The sequence below is a fragment of the Myroides sp. DW712 genome (assembly GCF_046557355.1).
In the GTDB taxonomy this organism is placed as follows: Bacteria; Bacteroidota; Bacteroidia; order Flavobacteriales; family Flavobacteriaceae; genus Flavobacterium.
Genome location: NZ_JBKFDO010000022.1, coordinates 1 through 19,786 on the forward strand (window position 1 = coordinate 1; position 19,786 = coordinate 19,786).

The 19,786-nt window shown below is 35.1% G+C and carries 18 protein-coding genes and 1 pseudogene; 8 read left to right on the forward strand and 11 right to left on the reverse strand.

Annotated features, from left to right (window positions below; translation table 11 throughout):
• The 5 genes and pseudogenes from ACLJX0_RS14265 to ACLJX0_RS14285 all read right to left on the reverse strand — a co-directional run.
• Positions 1 to 929 (reverse strand): annotated as a pseudogene (locus ACLJX0_RS14265) (hypothetical protein); the annotation flags it as partial.
• A gap of 395 nt (positions 930 to 1,324) precedes the next feature.
• A complete protein-coding gene (locus ACLJX0_RS14270; protein WP_410881350.1) occupies positions 1,325 to 1,957 on the reverse strand; it encodes a helix-turn-helix domain-containing protein in 633 nt (210 codons plus the stop codon).
• Between the two features lie 984 nt (positions 1,958 to 2,941).
• Positions 2,942 to 3,874 carry a Ppx/GppA phosphatase family protein gene (locus ACLJX0_RS14275; RefSeq protein ID WP_410881352.1) on the reverse strand — a complete coding sequence of 311 codons (933 nt, stop codon included), beginning with the start codon at positions 3,872 to 3,874 and terminating at the stop codon, positions 2,942 to 2,944.
• Between the two features lie 3 nt (positions 3,875 to 3,877).
• Positions 3,878 to 5,986, reverse strand: coding sequence for a polyphosphate kinase 1 (ppk1, locus tag ACLJX0_RS14280; protein WP_410881354.1), 2,109 nt, complete (start codon positions 5,984 to 5,986; stop codon positions 3,878 to 3,880).
• Positions 5,987 to 5,989: 3 nt separating this feature from the next.
• Complete coding sequence (locus ACLJX0_RS14285) at positions 5,990 to 6,478, reverse strand: SixA phosphatase family protein (protein WP_410881356.1); 489 nt, start codon at positions 6,476 to 6,478, stop codon at positions 5,990 to 5,992.
• Positions 6,479 to 6,641: 163 nt separating this feature from the next.
• Between ACLJX0_RS14285 and ACLJX0_RS14290 the strand changes: the two genes are divergently transcribed.
• Entirely contained in the window at positions 6,642 to 7,199 is a 558-nt protein-coding gene (locus ACLJX0_RS14290; protein WP_410881358.1) for a DUF4199 domain-containing protein, read from the forward strand.
• 18 nt (positions 7,200 to 7,217) lie between these two features.
• Entirely contained in the window at positions 7,218 to 8,036 is an 819-nt protein-coding gene (gene kdsA, locus ACLJX0_RS14295; protein WP_410881360.1) for a 3-deoxy-8-phosphooctulonate synthase, read from the forward strand.
• A 198-nt stretch (positions 8,037 to 8,234) separates the two neighbouring features.
• On the opposite strand, the gene ACLJX0_RS14300 is transcribed toward kdsA, so the two are convergent.
• From ACLJX0_RS14300 to ACLJX0_RS14315, 4 genes are read right to left on the reverse strand one after another with little or no spacing between them, the layout of a single operon-like run.
• Positions 8,235 to 9,176: a siderophore ABC transporter substrate-binding protein gene (locus ACLJX0_RS14300; RefSeq protein WP_410881362.1), complete on the reverse strand. Its 942-nt coding sequence runs from the start codon at positions 9,174 to 9,176 to the stop codon at positions 8,235 to 8,237.
• A gap of 17 nt (positions 9,177 to 9,193) precedes the next feature.
• Positions 9,194 to 9,952: an ABC transporter ATP-binding protein gene (locus tag ACLJX0_RS14305; RefSeq protein WP_410881363.1), complete on the reverse strand. Its 759-nt coding sequence runs from the start codon at positions 9,950 to 9,952 to the stop codon at positions 9,194 to 9,196.
• On the reverse strand, positions 9,949 to 10,896 hold the full coding sequence (locus ACLJX0_RS14310) for an iron chelate uptake ABC transporter family permease subunit (protein WP_410881365.1): 948 nt from the start codon (positions 10,894 to 10,896) through the stop codon (positions 9,949 to 9,951). Before ACLJX0_RS14310 ends, ACLJX0_RS14305 begins: the two co-directional genes overlap by 4 nt.
• A complete protein-coding gene (locus tag ACLJX0_RS14315; protein ID WP_410881367.1) occupies positions 10,889 to 11,839 on the reverse strand; it encodes an ABC transporter permease in 951 nt (316 codons plus the stop codon). The genes ACLJX0_RS14310 and ACLJX0_RS14315 overlap by 8 nt, the downstream gene beginning before the upstream one ends.
• Positions 11,840 to 12,232: 393 nt before the next feature.
• On the opposite strand from ACLJX0_RS14315, the gene ACLJX0_RS14320 reads away from it, so the two are divergent.
• The 6 genes from ACLJX0_RS14320 to ACLJX0_RS14345 all read left to right on the forward strand — a co-directional run bounded on the left by ACLJX0_RS14320 (position 12,233) and on the right by ACLJX0_RS14345 (position 18,229).
• On the forward strand, positions 12,233 to 13,117 hold the full coding sequence (locus ACLJX0_RS14320) for a hypothetical protein (protein ID WP_410881369.1): 885 nt from the start codon (positions 12,233 to 12,235) through the stop codon (positions 13,115 to 13,117).
• Positions 13,118 to 13,397: 280 nt separating this feature from the next.
• Positions 13,398 to 14,264, forward strand: coding sequence for a hypothetical protein (locus ACLJX0_RS14325; RefSeq protein WP_410881371.1), 867 nt, complete (start codon positions 13,398 to 13,400; stop codon positions 14,262 to 14,264).
• A 137-nt stretch (positions 14,265 to 14,401) separates the two neighbouring features.
• A complete protein-coding gene (locus ACLJX0_RS14330) occupies positions 14,402 to 15,070 on the forward strand; it encodes a spermidine synthase (protein WP_410881373.1) in 669 nt (222 codons plus the stop codon).
• A 183-nt stretch (positions 15,071 to 15,253) separates the two neighbouring features.
• Positions 15,254 to 16,369, forward strand: a complete 1,116-nt coding sequence (locus tag ACLJX0_RS14335) for a GNAT family N-acetyltransferase (protein ID WP_410881375.1) — start codon at positions 15,254 to 15,256, stop codon at positions 16,367 to 16,369.
• Positions 16,370 to 16,712: 343 nt separating this feature from the next.
• Positions 16,713 to 17,156, forward strand: a complete 444-nt coding sequence (locus tag ACLJX0_RS14340; protein WP_410881377.1) for a GNAT family N-acetyltransferase — start codon at positions 16,713 to 16,715, stop codon at positions 17,154 to 17,156.
• Positions 17,156 to 18,229: an alanine racemase gene (locus ACLJX0_RS14345; protein ID WP_410881379.1), complete on the forward strand. Its 1,074-nt coding sequence runs from the start codon at positions 17,156 to 17,158 to the stop codon at positions 18,227 to 18,229. The genes ACLJX0_RS14340 and ACLJX0_RS14345 overlap by 1 nt, the downstream gene beginning before the upstream one ends.
• A 34-nt stretch (positions 18,230 to 18,263) precedes the next feature.
• On the opposite strand, the gene ACLJX0_RS14350 is transcribed toward ACLJX0_RS14345, so the two are convergent.
• The gene (locus ACLJX0_RS14350) at positions 18,264 to 18,953 is read right to left on the reverse strand and encodes a phosphoribosylaminoimidazolesuccinocarboxamide synthase (RefSeq protein ID WP_410881381.1); all 690 of its coding nucleotides are present in this window, start codon (positions 18,951 to 18,953) and stop codon (positions 18,264 to 18,266) included.
• A 122-nt stretch (positions 18,954 to 19,075) separates the two neighbouring features.
• Positions 19,076 to 19,783, reverse strand: a complete 708-nt coding sequence (locus ACLJX0_RS14355; protein WP_410881383.1) for an OmpA family protein — start codon at positions 19,781 to 19,783, stop codon at positions 19,076 to 19,078.
• Between the last annotated feature and the right edge of the window lie 3 nt (positions 19,784 to 19,786).

Genomic DNA, 19,786 nt, shown 5'->3' on the forward strand with positions numbered 1-19,786 from the left:
TCATCGTAATAAAAGAATTTTTTGGTTACCGCATTATACTGTACGTTTCCGTATTTTCCTTTTAGCTTATTGATGATGTTATCAATAAACTCATTGTTGTTGGTAATGTGATTAACAAAATCAATATTATCCCCCAACTTGGTGATAAACTCTTGGTTTTCTACCAAATTCGTTACAAACGTACTGTTGTTCGCAATTTCTTCGACTGCAAGAGATACTGCATTTCCAGCTGAATCTGTAACAACTAATCGATCATTCACTAAGGTAAAACTCACGTTTACCGTATTCAATGTGCTCCAATCAATTTCATGTTCATTTCCTTGCTCATCGTAATAAAAGAATTTTTTGGTTACCGCATTATACTGTACGTTTCCGTATTTTCCTTTTAGCTTATTGATGATGTTCTCAATAAACTCATTGTTATTCGTAATGTGATTAACAAAATCAATATTATCCCCCAACTTGGTGATAAACTCTTGGTTTTCTACCAAATTCGTTACAAACGTACTGTTGTTCGCAATTTCTGCGATTGACAAATACACGCTATGGTTTTCTGTATCTGTAATAATTAAAGACTCTTCATCGTTCTTATTAGGATTTAAACCAATAGTAAACGTATTGTTTTTTCTATCGATGAAGGTATCACCAGAAAGTAAAAGCGTCCAAGCATTATCTTTCCAATAATAGAATCCAGCTACCATAGTAGGACTCCCAACATGATAAACAAGTAAACTTTCAACCATGTCTCCAGCAATCATGGAGTGATCCTGAATATTGTTTAATTTAATTCGAGGTAAAAGAACCCCCTTGTCTGTGGATACCACATCCAACTGTGATGCAGTAGCAGCTTTTTTCGTTCCAATCCCTACTTGGGCCATAGCTGAGCCACTTAAAACAAGCGCAATTAATGGAATAAATTTTCTTATCATATTCTACTTTTTTTAATTTTTTTTGTTTTTAAATCGTACTTAAATACAAGGAAATGCTCGTCCTATTTGGATAATCCCTGTATCGTTTAATCCTCCCTCATTCTCGTGTTTCATTCAACTATATTCCTAGGAGAAACAAGGCCTGCGAGATAGCTAGCAACGTTCAGTTAGGTGCATGCGTTTCCTATCCCTTGTTGACTTGTTTTTAAAAACAAGACATCAAGCAATGTAACATTGGGATTACTCCCCCAGGTTTAAAGGATTTTTATGAAAACAGAACGAATTGTTCTTTAACTAGTGATAGTGAGTAAGTGAAAATACCGCGCGCTTTTATTTTCTCTCTGACATTATCTTCTACATACTATAAACATAGGATATGGTTGTTTATTTTTTACTTAGGAGAGGTTTTTGATATTGGGTAGAAATACCCCTCGAATACAAAAAATCTCCCTAATCTCCTCTGTCTTAATAACCAGGTTGTCAAAGGTTGGATTGTCACTGACAAACACTAACTCCCCTTGATCGGTAGATCGCTTAAATCGATAGCACAAAATCCCCTTGCCTTTGATTACCATTAAGTACAATTGCCAAGGCTTCATTTGATGGATATCGATTCGCTTGGTTAGCACATAGGAACTCACTTTAAGTGTCGGATACATATTGTTCACTCCAATTTGAAAAGCCATATCAATTGCATCTTCGGTTGGAAATGCACAGACTGGTGCGGAAGCACCACACTTTACTGGATCTAAAAAATACTCGATTTGATGGTCAACGGAAATCATTTTTACCCGTCTATGTTCAAAATTTATATTTAATCCTATATTAGGAAACACCAGAAACAAATCATTTAAATCAATTCGTTGTCTTCTGCATAACGCAATAATTTTGTCGTAGCGCAAGGTATCGCGTATTTTCCAAGAGGATAAAGTATTGGGTTTGATTTCCAATAACTCAGCTAACTCTTGATCATTCTTATAGCCAAGCAGTTGCTTTAACCTTCGTATAACATCATTTGTTTGTGACATATTTTCTTCTTTTTCTTTTCTTCGCTTCTTTTTTATTCTATTATATCATTTTTCTTTTTTTAAAATCCTACAATCTTTTATGCTCAATTAGCTTTGCTCACGCTTTTCTCAAAAAATTCGCCTAATGAGGTGTCCCACTTTCCGCACAGTAGTTGGAAAACTCCAATCTTATGCTATTAATTCTTTATCTCGTTTATCCAAAATTGTAAAGCGTTTAACTTAATTTTTTTACAAGTAAAAGGAACGTGTAAAAGATTCCAATTCTCATCAATCAATCGATTAATATTCTCTATCAGTGAATTGCTATACAAATTTACATAATTCGCAATACAAATACATATATAGCTATATTTTTACATCAAAATCATTTTTAATAGCCAAAAATGATTTTAATTAATTATAATTTATTAATTATAAAGTGAATTGTTAATATAGAATAATTCTAAATAAATGATATAGTATCAGATTGGTCTAAGCGAGCACCTTCAAAATGCGATTTTTAACACAACATATTCGAGACCTAAGAAAATTAAATCACTTTTTGTCAGTTACTTCACTTCTTGTAAATATTACTGTTTAAGCAATCTAATTTTTAAGTAAAATCACAGTAAAAAATATTATTTGCCCTAAAAAAGTCTCCGAAAGAGAAAAAAATGAAAAAGAAATGAAAAATATAGGAGGTATTCAAAGGGAAATTTATTCCTCTTTCTCTTCCTTTTTTAAATCTATAAAAAGGAAGAGAATAGTCTCTTTTGTCCGAATAAAAAAAACTGATTCTAACGAATAAAAAACAACCTCCTCCGCATTATTTGAGCTTGTACATATTGTTATACGGGTACTAAACAAAAAGATAAATCAGTCGTTTTCAATTACTAACACAAATAAAAAAAAGTTATCCCTCGGTAGAATACGATAAAAAAAGGCGCAAAAACAGTTTGCCTTTCAACTGTTTTTACGCCTTATAATGTCTTTTTAAGACCAGAACTAATGAGAGAATTGTTCGTATTCGATTGTTTGATAGGGCAAGGGAATTTGTAAAAAATAGATGGCTTTTACAATTCCATCAGAAACTCCAATTTTAGGTACATAAATTTGTTTGGCACTACTTGCTTTCATAGCAAAGGTATAAATGCGCAAGGCAGGAATAATTACATCCGCTCGATCTGGATTTAAACCGAGAATAGCAATACGCTCATCATAGGTCATTTCTGTCAACTTGGTTAACTGTTGATTCAAATAGCTATAAGACAAGGGTTTTTCTTGGCTTTTACCTGACATTTTAAAGGCCTTATTGATATTACCTCCTGAACCAATTACAATCAAATCCTGCAAGTCCTTTGTCTCTTCTTTGACCCAAGTATGAATATCATTCCACACGCTTTTAGATACCATATCATTCAATAAACGAACGGTACCATTGCGGAAAGATTTAGAGGCTAAAGGCACTCCTTCTTTGAAAATTGTAAACTCTGAACTTCCACCGCCCACATCAACGAACATCACGTTTTTAGTTTGGTTGATGAAATTTTTCAAATCTGTAGAAGCAATAATCATAGCCTCTTTTTCCCCATCAATAATATTAATTTTTATTTTTGATGCAGCAAAAACAGCCTCCGCAACTTCTTGTCCATTATCAGCTTCTCGCATTGCACTGGTTGCACAAGCCATAAAGCGATCCACCTTATTGACACGCATCAACAAATAAAAAGCTTGCATAGCCTCAATCATGCGTCGTTTTGATTCTACGCTAATTTCTCCTTGTGTAAACACATCCTGTCCCAAGCGAATCGGTACGCGAATCAGTGAACTTTTATTAAACACAGGATCTTTTCCTTTGGTTTCTACAATATTCATGATTAACAGACGCATCGCATTTGAACCAATGTCGATGGCCGCATATTTTTTTATCTTTAGCATGAACTACGCTTTTACTTTATTTAAATAATAGCGGTACATTTCTTTTTGAGATTGAAAATCCGCTTCACCCTTTCTCTCTCTATAAGCATTGGATAAATCTCCCGATTGTACACGCGTTTTAATATTGCCTTTCCAACTAATTTCAAAGGTCTCGATTAATTCTTGTTTGATGCGATCATCGTAAATCGGACAGGTTACTTCTACTCGTTCGTCTAAGTTTCGCGTCATAAAATCCGCAGAAGAAATATACACCTCTGGATTGTCGTTATTACCAAATATATATATGCGCGAATGCTCTAAGAAGCGATCTACTACACTAATAGCCTCAATATTTTCGCTCATCCCTGGGATTCCAGGCACTAAACAGCAAATACCACGAATAATCAATTGTACCTTAACCCCAACATTACTCGCTTCATATAAACGATCTACCATACGCAAATCGGACAAGCTATTCATTTTTAGGCGAATGGAAGCAGGTAGCCCATTTTTGGCATTGCGAATCTCTCGGTCAATTAGTTTATAAAATCCTGATCGCGTATAATGAGGTGATACCAATAAGTGTTTATACTTGTGGACTCTATAATTCACTTGCAAGAATTCAAACACCTTCGATACATCCTTCATAATTTGATTATGAGCGGTTAGCAAAGTGACATCGGTGTATATTTTAGCGGAACTCTCATTAAAATTTCCGGTAGAAACAAAACCGTAACGCTTTATTTTTTTATTTTCTAATCGCTCAATCACACAAATCTTACTGTGGACTTTCAGTCCTTTTACTCCAAAAATTAAATGCACTCCTTCTGATTGCATCAGTTCAGAATAGTAGATATTACTCGCCTCATCAAAACGTGCCTGTAATTCAATCTGCGCAATTACTTTTTTGCCATTCTTTACTGCATTAATCAACGAGCTGATAATCTGCGAGTTTTTTGCCAAGCGATATAAAGTAATTTTAATGGATAACACTTGTGGGTCCAAAGCGGCTTCGCGCAACAAACGCACCAGGTAGGAAAAAGACTGATAAGGAGTATAGATTAAGTAATCTTTTTGTTGCAATTGTTGAATGATACTATCTTCCATATCCAAATCACGCACTGCTGCGGGTATTTGTTTGGGGTAGGTTAAGTCTAACCTTCCCATCGTGGGGAAACTCATATAGTCACGTCGATTGTGGTATCGTCCTCCAGGAATAATACTGTCATTCATTTCAATCTCCACATTCTCTAATAAATAATCTAATAAGTCTTGATCCATCTCTTGATCATACACAAAACGCACAATTTCTCCTTCTTTTCGATCGCGCACTCCGCTAGAAATTTTTTCCACAAAAGACTTGTGCAAATCTGTATCCACTCCTAGTTCCGCATCTCGAGTAATCTTAATCATAAAAGCCTTTTCTGCTTTATAATCGAAAATACTAAAGATAGAAGATAGATTATCTCGGATAATATCGTCGATGAGAATGATATACTTCTTGTCATCATCGGAAGGTAATTCGACAAATCGATTGACGATATTGGGGATTTCAATAATAGCATAACGCGTTCCTTTTTCGCGTTTATTAGCTTTACTACGCGTACTGCGCAATTCTTCATCTACTTCGAGCTTTACCGCCAAATAGCCATGTGTATCCCTCAACAAAGGGAAAGGCGCTAGATCACTTAGAATCACCGTTACTAAATCGTGCGATAGCGTATGTATAAAATAATCCTTAACAAAGGCTTTCTGCTTCTCGTTGATGGTATTTTCATTGAGTATAAAAATTTTTTCGGCTTCCAATTGTTTTTCAATTTCTGCCAAAATGCGCAAACTCTCACTTTGCAAGACAATTACGCGATTGGTTATTTGGGTAAGCAAATCTTTAACCACTACACCACTTCCCAGTCGGCGGTTACTTTCACCCGTTAATACCATACGGCGGATGGTGGCATAACGCACCCTGAAAAACTCATCTAAATTATTGGAGAATATTCCGATAAAACGCAAACGTTCAAGTAAAGGAACAGAAGTATCTCCAGCTTCTTGTAAAACGCGTTCGTTAAAAGCCAACCAGCTTTTCTCACGATCCACATAATAGTATTTAGGTGTTACAGTAGTTGTATTCATTTTTTATTTTAAATCTCTAGGAAAAACTTTACTTATTACGGTTCCGTTTTTAATCTCTTTCCAATCATCCTGAGGAAAGTCCATCACGACCACTCCCGATGTGGGTACATTATCAATCGAAACCATACCAAATTTATTAACAAAATCCGTGATAGCCTCATTATGTCCAAAAATAATCAATGCTTGATGTGCATTTTCACACTTTTTTATCGTTCGCGCCAGTTTCTTGACATCGAAAGTATAAATATCTTCTTTTTCAATGACATAAGTGGAGTTGATTTCTAGATTTTGACAGAAAAGAGCAGCAGTTTGTTTGGCGCGTTTAGCGGTACTCGTCCAAATAATAAAACGATCAGGCAAAAGCGCTCCTATAGCCTGAGAAACTAAAAGTGCATCCTGTACACCGCGATCTTTAGAGATAGGTCTATTCTTATCCTCTGTAATCGTGTCCCAACATGATTTTGCATGTCGAATTAAAATAAGCGTTTTCATAACTAATTGTTTTTTTCACTAGATTAATTTACAAAATAGTGGTTATTTTATTTTCTTTTTCCATACTTTCTATTAAATCTAAGAAAAAAAATTAGAAAAAAATATATTTTAGCCTATAAAATAAAAACTTTACTTTTGAAGGATTATACTTTAAGCTTATACAATGAAAAAATTCTCTATTGAATTCAAATGGGCTGCTCTGGCCACCTTGGCTGCATTAATTTGGATGTTTATAGGAAAATCGATGGGATTCCACACAGAAAAAGTACGTTTTGAAGTTCTTCACGAAATGCTCTTCAGTTTTTTACTCTTTATTTTTTATTGGCTGGGTATTCGTCAAAAGAAAAAAGACTATTTTAACGATGTAATGCAGTGGCAACAAGCCTTTATGACAGGTTTGGTCATGTGTATTATGATTACGTTGTTTTTTCCTATTGTACAATTCATCACCTTCAATCAAGTGAGTCCCCATTTTATGGAAACCTTAGAACAGGCCTTGATTCACGATGCAAAAATGAGTATTGAAGAGGCAGAGAAAAACGCTTCTTTTGACTTATTTTTAAGAAATGGCGTGATGAATAATCTCTCATTTGGTATTATCTTTACTACTATTATTTCGTACTTTTTAAAGACGAAAAATTACGACCAAATAAAAGCTGCAGCACAAAAACCAGAAATGGTGAAAGTGAAAAAGCAAAAAGGCAAATCAAAACGAAAATAATACTAACACACGATTATTATGGATATCAGAAATATACCTCAAATAAAAAATACAGCAGCTGATAATTTCTTTTTATTGGCTGGTCCTTGTGCTATTGAAAGTGAAGAAATGGCGATGCGCATTGCAGAACACATCATCAAAGTAACGGACAAATTGCAAATTCCCTACGTATTTAAGGGGTCTTTTAAAAAAGCAAATCGCTCTAGAATTGATAGTTTTACAGGTATTGGCGACGAAAAAGCACTTAAAATATTAGCAAAAGTAGGAAAAGAGTTCGGTGTCCCAACGGTTACTGATATTCACGAATCATCCGACGCGGCTTTGGCTGCAGAATATGTAGATATTTTACAAATTCCCGCTTTTCTTGTACGTCAAACGGACTTAGTAGTTGCTGCGGCTAACACAGGAAAAGTAGTCAACTTAAAAAAAGGACAATTCATGAGTCCAGAGAGCATGAAGCACGCTGTACAAAAAGTTTTAGACTGCCACAATGAAAATGTTATGGTTACAGATCGTGGAACTATGTTTGGCTACCAAGATATGATTGTTGACTATAGAGGAATTCCAACGATGAAACAATTTGCTTCTACCGTTTTGGATATTACCCATTCACTACAACAACCCAATCAATCCAGCGGGGTAACAGGTGGTCGTCCGGATCTCATTGAAACGGTTGCCAAAGCGGGGATTGCTGTAGGTGTAGATGGAATCTTCTTAGAAACACACTTCAATCCAGCAGAGGCTAAAAGTGATGGTGCAAATATGCTACACTTGGATCACTTCGAAAACTTAATGACTAAACTAGTAGCGATAAGACAAACTGTTCGTCAGTTCTAATCTAACGAGATACAAAAAAAGGAGGCGATCGCCTCCTTTTTTTATGGTGTATGACAACTTTAGATCATTCACTCTAGTCTATTCCATTCTTCCTCCCTAAAACGAATAGAACCTCTACTTTACAACATAAAAAAACGAGCGGGTTATACCTATACAACCCACTCGTTTTCATTCGTGTGAAATTAACAACAACTTTACTTATTCTTTTACTGCATTTTCCACTTCTTCAATCATCATTTTGATTGATTTTAATCCCCCTCCTGATAAGTACCAAGTTTCAGGATTTAAGAAGATAATTTTATCGTTTTTATATGCATTCGTTTGTTGTACTAAAGCATTAGCAAACTCTTCTTTGTTTAATGTTGCTCTTTTAATCGCTGCTCCACGGTCAATCACAAAGATGTAATCAGGGTTTAATTCCTTAATTAGCTCATTAGAAATCACTTGACCATGTGTAGCCACTTCAATATTCTCATCTGCTGGTTTTAATCCGAATACATCGTGGATAATTCCAAAACGAGATCCTTTTCCGTAAGAACTCATACGCCCTTCGTTTGCTAAGACGATCAATCCTTTTTTATCTGAATTTTCCGTGATTGATTTAATTTTTGCAATACGTGCATCAATATCTTTCAATTCTTCTTCTACTTGCTCTTCTTTACCGTATAACTTACCGATGATGCGTTGATTCTTCTTGAATGAATTCATATAATCTTTTGCATCTACATCTAAATTAATTGTAGGCGCAATTTTTTTGAATTCGTCATACATTGCTGCTGTACGTCCAGCAATAATGATTAACTCTGTATCAGCTGCATTTACTTTTTCTGCATTTGGTTCTTTAATTCCCCCTACATTTTCATAGGCAGCATCGCTGTATTTAGATAAGTAAGCAGGCAAGTTTGATCCAGGTACTCCTTTTACTGGAATGCCTAATTCATCAAATGTATCCAACATCCCATAGCTTAATACAACAGCATTTTTAGGATTTACTTTTACTTCAGACGTACCCGATAGGTGATCAACAGTAACTACTTCTGTTGATTCAGTTGCTGAATTTTGTTCTTCATTCTTCGTTTCTTTACAAGAAACAAATAAAAAAACGGAGGCTGCTATGCAGCTAATCATAAATTTACTCATAACGATGGTTTTATAAATTATTTAAAATAGACACAAATTTTGTGGTCTCCATTATCGATAATTTTCATATCAATATCGAAAACATCTTTCATTTTTTCTTCCGTAATCACTTCATTCGTTGGTCCGAAATACAGGATTTGGTGGTTTTTTACTGCAGCAATATAATCAGCATACGCTGCTGCGTAGTTGATATCGTGTACGACAATCACAATAGTTTTTTGAAATTTATCTGCTAATTCCCGTAGGGTTTTCATAATTTCGACAGAATGCTTCATATCGAGATTATTCAACGGTTCATCCAACAAGATATATTCTGTATCCTGGGCTAATACCATAGCGAGAAATGCACGTTGTCGTTGTCCGCCACTCAATTCATCAATAAACTGGTCTTCAATTTCCTTTAATCCCATAAAGGAAATACTTTCCTCTATTTTTAGGTGATCCTCCTTTTTGAGTCTTCCTTTGGAATGTGGAAAACGCCCAAAAGAAACAAGTTCCTTTACGGTCAACCGAATATTTGGGCTATTACTTTGTTTTAAAATAGCCAATCGCTGCGCAAAATCCTCATTGGTATAGCTTAATACCTCTTTGTCTAATAAGTTAATTTCTCCTTTATCACGAGAAACTAAACGGCTAATAATTGATAATAACGTACTTTTTCCTGTGCCATTTCCTCCAATAAAACACGAGATTTTTCCTTTGGGAAAACTCACACATACCTGATTTAGAATCAGTTTCTCTCCATACGATTTGGATACTTGATTGACTTGAATCATACTTTATTACTTTTTAACAGTAGGTAAATGAAATACACTCCTCCTACGAAGTTGATGATAATACTTACTGTTGTTGTCATATTAAATAAATGCTCAACGAGATATTGGGCCCCAATTACCGTGACAGACGTCAACAAGCAACAGGTAAATACCACGAGTGCATGATTATTTTTCTTTACTAATTCATAGGTTAAATTGGCTACCAACAAGCCTAAGAAGGTAATAGGGCCAACTAAAGCAGTTGATACAGCTACCATGATGGAAATCATAATGAGGTTGGCACGAACCACCTTATGATAATTTACTCCCAAACTAATGGCATTTTCACGGCCTAAACTAATTACATCCAAGGATTTAAAATAACGAATACCATAAACCATGGTTGCTACTAAAATCACGGCTGCAATACCTAAAAGTTTCAAATTGATACGCTCAAAAGAAGCAAACATCGCATTTTGAATCATACTAAATTCATTAGGATCAATCAATAACATAATAAAAGACGAACCACTTTTGAACAAAGTACCTATTAACAACCCGACTAAGAGCAGCGTATACAAGCCTTTGCTCTCTCTTTTAAAGACCGCAAAGTACATAATTAAGGCAAAGACCATCATCAAAACAACGGATATAGCAAAATTCCATTCTGACCCCAATACTTGAAACGTTCGATCGCCATACCACAAAACAATGAGAGATTGCAACAACAAGAAGAAAGAATCAAATCCCATAATGGAAGGCGTTAGAATGCGGTTTGCCGTAATCGTTTGAAAGATCACTGACGAATACCCAATGGCAAAAGAAACCAAGAGCATGGCTAGTACTTTAAATCCTCTACGCGGTAAGACATAATCTAACTTTGTTCCAGTGAAAGTGAACATATAAATCGCTACGCTAAGTAATAGCGCTATGAGTAAAAGGGTGATTAGTTTATTTTTAGGCATGTTTTGTCTTTTTTAGGATTAGATATAAAAACACGACTCCCCCTACAATGCTTACGGTTAAACCAATCGGCACTTCATAAGGCGCAATGATGGTGCGGCTAAGTAAATCGCAAACCAAAAGGAAAATAGCACCGACTAAAGCCGTGTAGCTAATAGTTTTACGTAAATTATCTCCAAAGATTAGACTGACAATATTGGGTACAATCAATCCTAAAAAAGGAATTACTCCCGCCGTTAGTACAACTACAGTAGAAGTGATGGAAACAAAGACTAAACCTAAGTACATGATGCGCTTAGGGTTTAATCCCAAACTAGTAGCTGCATCCTCCCCGAGTCCGACAATGGTAAATTTATTCGCATATAGGTAACAAAGAACAACCACCAATACGCCCAAATATAGAATTTCGTAATTTCCTTTTAAGATAGAAGAAAAATCGCCCATCATCCAACCGTCCATATTTTGAACTAGGTTATAGCGAAAAGCAAAAAACGTAGCAATAGCGCTAAGAATGTTTCCAAAGACAATTCCGATAAGCGGAATAAAAATCACATTTTGGACTTTAATTTTACTCGCTAAACGCAAAAAGACAATACTTGCCAACAAGGCGATGGTAAAAGACAAAATCGTTTTAAAAACCAAACCGCCATTGGGAAAGAGAATCATACTAAACAAAATTCCCATTTTACACGCATCTAAAGTTCCCATAGTGGTTGGAGAAACAAATTTATTTAAGGAGATTTGCTGTACAATTAAACCCGAGATACTCATTCCAATACCCGCTATCAATACGGCAATGGTTCGAGGGATACGACTAACGAAAATAACAAGCAATTCATCCTTTGATAAACGTAGTATATCAAAAATTGAAATATCTTTCACCCCCACGAAAATGGACAAAAAAGACAGCAGTACGAGTATAAGAACTAACGTAATTCTCAACATATATTGTCTTATTTTTATTTAGAATCAAATTAAATAAGGGCAAATATATAAAACTTGAGGGAGTTGAAAAAAATAATTTAGGTTTTCCCCCATGAAAAACAGTCGATTAGATTTCCATATTTTCAACAAGTTCATGGATAAATCAGAAACCCTTAACTATTCTGACTAATCGTGTAGAAAACCGAAACAAGCCAACCCAATTGCAACGAATATAATAAATTTTATAAAATTTTCTTTTTCCAAGCCCTAGCCTACCTATTATTTTGATCTAATTCTCCTTTATAATTTAAAATTAAAAACAACATCTTATATTATTAACATATTTTAATTTTAAATACTTTTATTTTAACTATAATTAAAATACAGTATCTTTATCCCATATAAATTGAACTTATGAATAAAGCGATTAAAACTATTGTACTTGCGAGTTTTCTTCTCGCCATGATTGGATGCAGCTCAGACGACAGCAGCAAAGAACCAAAAGGACCAGAGGGGCCAGTTTATGAAGATTTATATCTTGTTTCTAGTATTGAATCAAAACACTACAGAGAAGATGAAATCATGCATGAGGATGGAACAGTTGAGCGTGCTGCCATTCACGATTACACGGTCAATTTAAATTTTGTTTATGATGACAATTTAAATCTTTCTGATGCGACCAACAAAATGACCTTCTACAATGATGGTCAAATTGTGTCAACCTCTCAAGGTAAAATTGAACACAAGCTCAATGAAAAAAATCAATTGATTTCTTTACTTCTAACGGGGGGGAATATGTTCAATGATTCCTTTGTCTATACGTACCAAGATGACCTATTAAAAAAATACAATTCTCTAGGAGAATATGGTAATTATGAGCATCTGTTTACGCATAATGCGCAAAAACAATTTACGAATTCTAGCCTAGAACCTCAAAACCTCGAGTTCACGTATACATACAACAATAAAAATCAATTGGCTGGTATTAAAAATACAGCACAAACAAAACCCATGCAAATAGAATACGACAATCAAAACAATCCTTTCAAATACTTGCCTTTTGATTTGACAACAGTACTATTTGATGAAATCAAGTATATGCCTTTATCTTACATTTTTCCAAATAATATCACCTACACGAAGGCATCTGACGATTTTTTATTTAAAATAGCCTACACCTACAATGAAGCTAATTTCCCGTTAACTGCAAAGATATCAAGTGAGGATGAAGGAAAAAAAAGCCTTGAACAAGAACTATTCTATACCTATACAGTCAAAAAAGTAGAAGTAAAAAAATAATACTTCCATTTACCAAAGTCAGGTCAATCGCAATGTGATTGACCTGGCTTTTTTTGTTACAGCAACCTTAGCTTTCATCTCGCTGCATGAAATACAAAAATGGTGGCCATTAGCAGTATGTACATTTCCGAACACAATTCCGCCACGATTTTGATCTAATTCTTCTCTATAATTTAAAATTAAAAACATTATTTTAAATTATTAACATATTTTAATTTTAAAAAAATACATTTTAACTATAATTAAAATACAGTATCTTTATTCCATAAAAATTGAACTTATGAATAAAGCGATTAAAACTATTGTACTTGCGAGTTTTTTTTTGACTCTTGTTGGATGTAGTTCCGATGATACGAGCAAAGAACCAGAAGGTCCAGCCTTTGTAAACAAACAGCTGATTTCTCATGTGAAATCTACCTATTATTGGTATGATGAAGATGGCAACACGCAACACATGAGTGGAAAAGACTACGAAATTGATTTCAATTTTTCGTATGATGACCATCTTGCTCTGTCTGCTTTAACGTATAAAGTGACCCATTACAAAGAGGACGAGGTACTAGAAGTAACAGATGGTGTTTTTAATTTTAAACTCAATCAAGCACGCCAATTAGAAACGTTGGATATTACAGGTGACATCATGTTTCGCAATACCTATACCTACATCTACACCGATGGTTTAGTCCGTAAGGTTGAATCAACTGATGGAAGTCAAAAATCGGAGCAGACTTTTACCTACAACACGGCCAAGCAAATGATTAAATCTGAGATTCCCTCTATTCCATGGACTTTCAATTACACCTACAATAATAAAAACCAAATAATTAAAGTTCAAAGCAATAGAGCTGAGTTGCCAGAGCAAATTGAATATGACACCAAAAACAATCCATTCAAAGACTTACCTTTTGATATGACAACTATACTCTTTGAAGGAATGGATTATATGCCTTTAACCTATACGTTCCCAAATAATATTAAAGAATATAAAACGCCTTATTTAGATACGTATCTGTTAGAATATAAATATGATGAAAACAATAATCCAATCAAAACTTCTATCTATTATCAGAGTGATAATCAGCCAAAAGAATTGGATTATGAAATAGACTATAGTTATATCACTAAAAAAATAGAGGTAACAAAATAAAACAGTTGAATTTTAAAATAAACAAGCCCAATCTGTAGTAGATTGGGCTATTTTGTTTACATCTAAACTTTATCCCAACGGATAGTAAACCCCTTCCTTTTTTTCGCTTATCTTTGTGCAAATTGATGTGCAAGTATATGCTAAAAAAGTGGTTGAGTTACCTCTCGCCTATTCCAGTAAAGAAAATTCCGTCCAACGTAAACCAACGCTTGGAGGTGAGTTGGCAAAAAGGCCAATTGGTTTTAGATACTAAAAACACCAATTATTCCTATGGCCAATTGGAACAAGTATTTAAAAGAGGATTAAAATTCATTGGCTATCAAAAAATTAGAGCCATGCAACGCGTACTCAACTTGGGGTTGGGTGCTGGTAGTACAGTTCACTTATTGCGCAGTGAAATCAATTTTACAGGAAGTATCACCAGTGTAGAGCTGGATCAAGCAGTGATTTATGTTGCTCGAAAATACTTTGCCCTCGATCGATACCAAGTGAATCATCACATTGTTCAAATGGATGCCTTTGAGTACGTCTTAAGTTGCCAAGAACAGTACGATTTAGTTGTAATTGATATTTTTCAAGACACCCATATGCCTTCTTTTCTATTTGAAGACTATTTTGTTCAACACGTAGAGCAACTAGTTGCAGTGAATGGTTTTATTATTTTCAATACCATCGTACTCACTCCAGATGATGAAGCGCGCAATCAGAAATTCAAAGCACTCTTTGATACCAATCGTTTCTCTGTACGCTTGATGCCCACCACCTTAGAGCATAACAGCATTATTACCATTAAACGACTAATATAAAGCTTGTTACGCCACACACCGTTACGTTTCTCTTTCTACCTGTTTTTGGTATCCACTCCTTAAAAGCAAACAAATCGTTCTTTTTCTATTGGCATACCAAATTTTTATCCGTATTTTATAGGAAACGGTGCTTGAATATTTAGTATTTTTAGCGTGATTTTAGATTTTAATGCCAAAGAAAACATGATTGAGATTAAACAAGCGAGTACGAAAAAGGAAATGAAGGAATTTGTCCAATTTCCTTTCACCCTATACAAAGATAATCCCTACTGGGTACCTTCTATCATTAAAGAAGAAGTAAAAAGTTTTGATCCAACCAATGCTATTTTTAAAAGCGTTGACGTGCGCTTTTTTCTGGCGTATAAAAACGGTAAACTAGCAGGTCGTATTGCTTGTTGCATCAATTGGACAGAAGTGAAGGACTTGAACAAACCTAAAGTTCGATTTGGTTGGTTTGATGTCATTGATGACCTAGCGGTAACGCAAGCCTTGTTAGAAGAGGTAGAAAAATTCGGAAAGGCGAATCAAATGCACTATATGGAGGGACCTATGGGCTTTTCTAATATGGATAAAGCGGGGATGTTAACCAAAGGGTTTGATCGTTTAGCTACGATGATTGGTTTGTATAATTACGAATATTATCCTGAACACTTAACGCAATTGGGTTTCAAACCCGAAGCTGAATGGATGGAATACAACTTGGATATCTCTGCTTTTAACGAAGAAAAAATTAGCACAATGGCTCAACTGGTACAAAAGCGCTACGGCGTAAAAGCCCTTGAGTTTAAAACGACGAAAGAACTCATGCCCTATGTAGATGAAATGTTTGCCCTTTTGAATAAAACCTATGCTGATTTACAGAGTTTTGTTCCCATTGAGCCCTTTCAAATCGAGCATTATAAAAAGAAATACCTGCAATTTATTCATCCCGATTTTATTTCTTGTGTGATGGATAAAAACAATAAGATGATTGCTTTTGCTATTACCATGCCTTCATTTTCTCGAGCGTTTCAAAAAACCAAAGGCAAGCTCTTTCCCTTTGGCTTTATCCATTTGTTACAAGCGATGAAGCACAATAATCGGGCAGAATTCTACTTGATTGGCATTGACCCAGAGTATAGAAATAAGGGCGTAACTGCTATTATATTTGAAGAAATTTACGCCTGTTTTAAGAAACACCAAATTGAACTGGTAGAGACCAATCCACTTCTTATTGAAAACTTAAAAATTCAACAATTATGGAAGCATTTCAATCCAGAAATTCACAAAGAACGCAAAACGTATCGAAAAGATATTTAGCCTTGCGCAAATAAGGAGCTAAGCCTACTAAAAACAAGTGATACCACGTTTTTTAGTAGGCTTACTTTTTTTGCATAATTCACAATTTAAAAGAAATAAAAGCAATATTAATTCCATTAAATTTGCAAGAAGAACTCTTTTTTTGTAATTTTATGGCTTAAACATTTTATTTTACAATTTTCAACTATTGTAATCAGTACGTCAGGAGAAGTACACCTATTGAAAGGAAAGTGCCTAGTGCACCCCTTGTTATTTATCAGTTTTTATTTTTTTACCGCTGATTCTTTATCATTAAAAATGGTTTTTACCTGCGTACGACTACTTAGTTGTAAAAACACAACGTATGATTCAAATAGAAAAAAAGAATTCAGACAGTCCCGTCAGTCAAGAACAAGTAGAACAGTATGCTAACTTCCTCTTTCAACATCTCGAACAATACGGAGATGCGAAACAAGATATTCTCAAAGCGCTTGATTATGCCCTAGGAAGAAATAACAAACCTGGAGGTATTATTCTCATCGCCAAAGCAGAGGGAAAAATTGTTGGAATGACTGTTGTACTAAATACCTTGATGGAGGGATTTATCCCTGAACATATTTTAGTCTATATTGCTACAGACCAGACACAAAGAGGAAAAGGGATTGGTGGACAGTTAATCGACACACTCAAAACGGAAGTAACTGGTTCCATTGCTTTACACGTCGATTTCAACAATCCAGCGCAACACTTATATGAGCGAAAAGGATTTGAAAAGAAGTATATAGAAATGAGAGTAACTCGAAAGTAATGGCTTATATAACCTTAAATAAAACAAAATTAGAACACAACTTCAACCAACTCCAAGAACTGTTCGACAGCGAAGGAATTACTTGGGCTGTTGTGGGTAAATTGTTGTGCGGTAATGCTCTTTTTCTAGAACAAGTATTAGAGCTTAAGCCTCGTCAAATTTGTGATTCTCGTGTTTCGAATCTAAGAAAGATTAAAGAGATTGACCCTCATATTGAAACGATATACATTAAACCGGCTCCGAACGGAAGCATTGACGAGATTGTCGAATATGCAGATATCAGTTTCAATACAGAGTTAGAAACCATTAAACTCCTATCGAAAGAAGCAGTCAAGCAAGATAAATTACACAAAATTGTCATCATGGTGGAGCTAGGTGAGCTTCGTGAAGGGGTATTACGGGAAGATTTAATTTCTTTTTACGAAAAAGTCTTTAGCTTACCTCATATCGAAATCATAGGCTTAGGGACCAATTTAACATGTATGTATGGGATTTTACCCAACAATGATAAATTGATTCAATTAAGCTTGTACAAAGAATTACTAGAGTTGAAGTTCAACAAAAAGTTACCGTTTATTTCGGGAGGAGCTTCTGTTACACTTCCTTTAATTACAGCGCATCAATTGCCTAAGGCTATTAATCACTTTCGCATTGGTGAAACCCTTTTTATGGGAACGAATGCGTATGATGGGAGCCAATATGAAGCCTATGAACAACATATTTTCGAATTGCATGCCGAGATTATTGAGTTACATGAAAAACCAATGATGCCCGATGGAGAAACGGGAATCAATATGACAGGTGAAAAAATTGAATTTGATCCTGCTTGGGAGGATGTAACGAAATTTAGAGCCATCATTGACTTAGGCCTCTTGGATATTGATACCGATCACTTCTTTCCCGTAAATGCCAAACACCAATTGGTAGGTTCTAGTTCTGATATGATGGTAATCGATTTAGACTCCAATCCAGAAAACCTCAAAGTTGGTGATACACTTTCGTTTCACATGGACTATATGGGTATTCTGCGTTTGATGAATTCTGACTATGTAGAGAAAAAAGTAATTGCATAAAAAAAGGAGAAGTTTTTGCTTCTCCTTTTGTTTTTTATAAATTACTTAAAAAAAGTTTCTCTAGATCTAATGGTGCTACATAGTGACCAGCTTGGTATACGCGCATATTACCACCTGAAATCTCGTCAATCAGGATAATTTCATTCGTTACTTTATCTCGTCCAAACTCCAATTTAATATCGTAAAGCTCCAACTCTTTCTTTGCTAACTCTTCTTTCACCATTCCACAAATCGTTTTCGTTAGCTCTTTTAACGTATTGTATTCTTCATATGATAAAATACTCAACATAGCTAAAGCATCTTCTGAAATCACAGGATCTCCTTTTTCATCATCTTTCAGGGTAATTTCAACAAAGCTATCCAACGCTTGTCCTTCGGTACAATAGCCGTTGTATCTTCTATAGAAACTACCTACCGCACGATAGCGACAAATAACTTCTAACCCCTTACCAAAAGGAACAGCTTCTTTTACTACCATAGAAACGTCTTCTAAATCGGCAGAAACATAATGTGTGGGAATATTTTTAGCATTTGCTAATTCGAAAAAGTACTTTGTCATTTTCAATCCACTTTTACCCGCTCCTTCTATGGTTAATCCCACTGTATTCGCTCCTGGATCAAAAACGCCATCCGTTCCCGTTACATCGTCTTTAAATTTTAGTAGTACTTGATGATTCCCTAAGCTGTAAACATCCTTTGTTTTTCCTTGGTACTTTAATTCCATAGTGTGTGTTGTTATTTAGGCCCCAAAAATAAGAAAAACTACGACATAACCTGCAATATTCAATTCCTAAATTTGTGCAGACAAAAAAAAAACCGATGGCTTGTCCATCGGTTCTCTATCGTTTATTGAATAATAAAATCACATCGTCTAAAATCGCTGGCTGTTCCTGCCGAACCATCTCTACTTGTTGCGTTTTGAGACAATTGCACCACATCTTTAACTAATCGACTTGAGCTTATCCCTTGAGCAACTAAATAATCAATCACACGTTGCGCGCGGCGTTCTGCCAACCACGCATTATATTGCGCATTATTTCTGGTTTCGACATAAGAGCGAATCACCACGGATTGGTTGGTATTTTTTTGCATATAACGCAATAACTCATCCGCCATTACTCGATTGTTATCATTAAAATAAGAGCTGTTAAAATCATACTGAATAAAGAAAGGTAGCATCGTTTTAGCCTCTGCTACGGCTATCGTTCCTTCTTTTGCCTTTTTTGAAGGTCCAATCTCTCTTGTTAAGCTGAAATTGATTTCCAAATCGTCTAAAATAGTATTGACCACAACTTCTGCCGAATTATACCCTTCTGCAGTCCCCACAATTCGTTGCGCCTTTTCTATATTTTTACTATTCACATCAAATTGTCCTTGTTCATCAGCCATCATTTCCAATACTTTCTGACCTTTATCATTGAAAAAAGACACCTTAGCCTCTTCTATAACCGTATTATTCTCTTTATTATGGAACGTTCCATGGATACTTTGACCATAAAACTGCTGAACGCCAAATAAAGACAACCCCAGAACAAAAAAATAGATTTTCTTCATACT

Coding starts and splice junctions, on each gene's coding strand:
- ACLJX0_RS14270 (WP_410881350.1), bottom strand. CDS start 1,957: ATGTCACAAACAAATGATGTTATACGAAGGTTAAAGCAACTGCTTGGC.
- ACLJX0_RS14275 (WP_410881352.1), bottom strand. CDS start 3,874: ATGCTAAAGATAAAAAAATATGCGGCCATCGACATTGGTTCAAATGCG.
- ppk1 (WP_410881354.1), bottom strand. CDS start 5,986: ATGAATACAACTACTGTAACACCTAAATACTATTATGTGGATCGTGAG.
- ACLJX0_RS14285 (WP_410881356.1), bottom strand. CDS start 6,478: ATGAAAACGCTTATTTTAATTCGACATGCAAAATCATGTTGGGACACG.
- ACLJX0_RS14290 (WP_410881358.1), top strand. CDS start 6,642: ATGAAAAAATTCTCTATTGAATTCAAATGGGCTGCTCTGGCCACCTTG.
- kdsA (WP_410881360.1), top strand. CDS start 7,218: ATGGATATCAGAAATATACCTCAAATAAAAAATACAGCAGCTGATAAT.
- ACLJX0_RS14300 (WP_410881362.1), bottom strand. CDS start 9,176: ATGAGTAAATTTATGATTAGCTGCATAGCAGCCTCCGTTTTTTTATTT.
- ACLJX0_RS14305 (WP_410881363.1), bottom strand. CDS start 9,952: ATGATTCAAGTCAATCAAGTATCCAAATCGTATGGAGAGAAACTGATT.
- ACLJX0_RS14310 (WP_410881365.1), bottom strand. CDS start 10,896: ATGCCTAAAAATAAACTAATCACCCTTTTACTCATAGCGCTATTACTT.
- ACLJX0_RS14315 (WP_410881367.1), bottom strand. CDS start 11,839: ATGTTGAGAATTACGTTAGTTCTTATACTCGTACTGCTGTCTTTTTTG.
- ACLJX0_RS14320 (WP_410881369.1), top strand. CDS start 12,233: ATGAATAAAGCGATTAAAACTATTGTACTTGCGAGTTTTCTTCTCGCC.
- ACLJX0_RS14325 (WP_410881371.1), top strand. CDS start 13,398: ATGAATAAAGCGATTAAAACTATTGTACTTGCGAGTTTTTTTTTGACT.
- ACLJX0_RS14330 (WP_410881373.1), top strand. CDS start 14,402: ATGCTAAAAAAGTGGTTGAGTTACCTCTCGCCTATTCCAGTAAAGAAA.
- ACLJX0_RS14335 (WP_410881375.1), top strand. CDS start 15,254: ATGATTGAGATTAAACAAGCGAGTACGAAAAAGGAAATGAAGGAATTT.
- ACLJX0_RS14340 (WP_410881377.1), top strand. CDS start 16,713: ATGATTCAAATAGAAAAAAAGAATTCAGACAGTCCCGTCAGTCAAGAA.
- ACLJX0_RS14345 (WP_410881379.1), top strand. CDS start 17,156: ATGGCTTATATAACCTTAAATAAAACAAAATTAGAACACAACTTCAAC.
- ACLJX0_RS14350 (WP_410881381.1), bottom strand. CDS start 18,953: ATGGAATTAAAGTACCAAGGAAAAACAAAGGATGTTTACAGCTTAGGG.
- ACLJX0_RS14355 (WP_410881383.1), bottom strand. CDS start 19,783: ATGAAGAAAATCTATTTTTTTGTTCTGGGGTTGTCTTTATTTGGCGTT.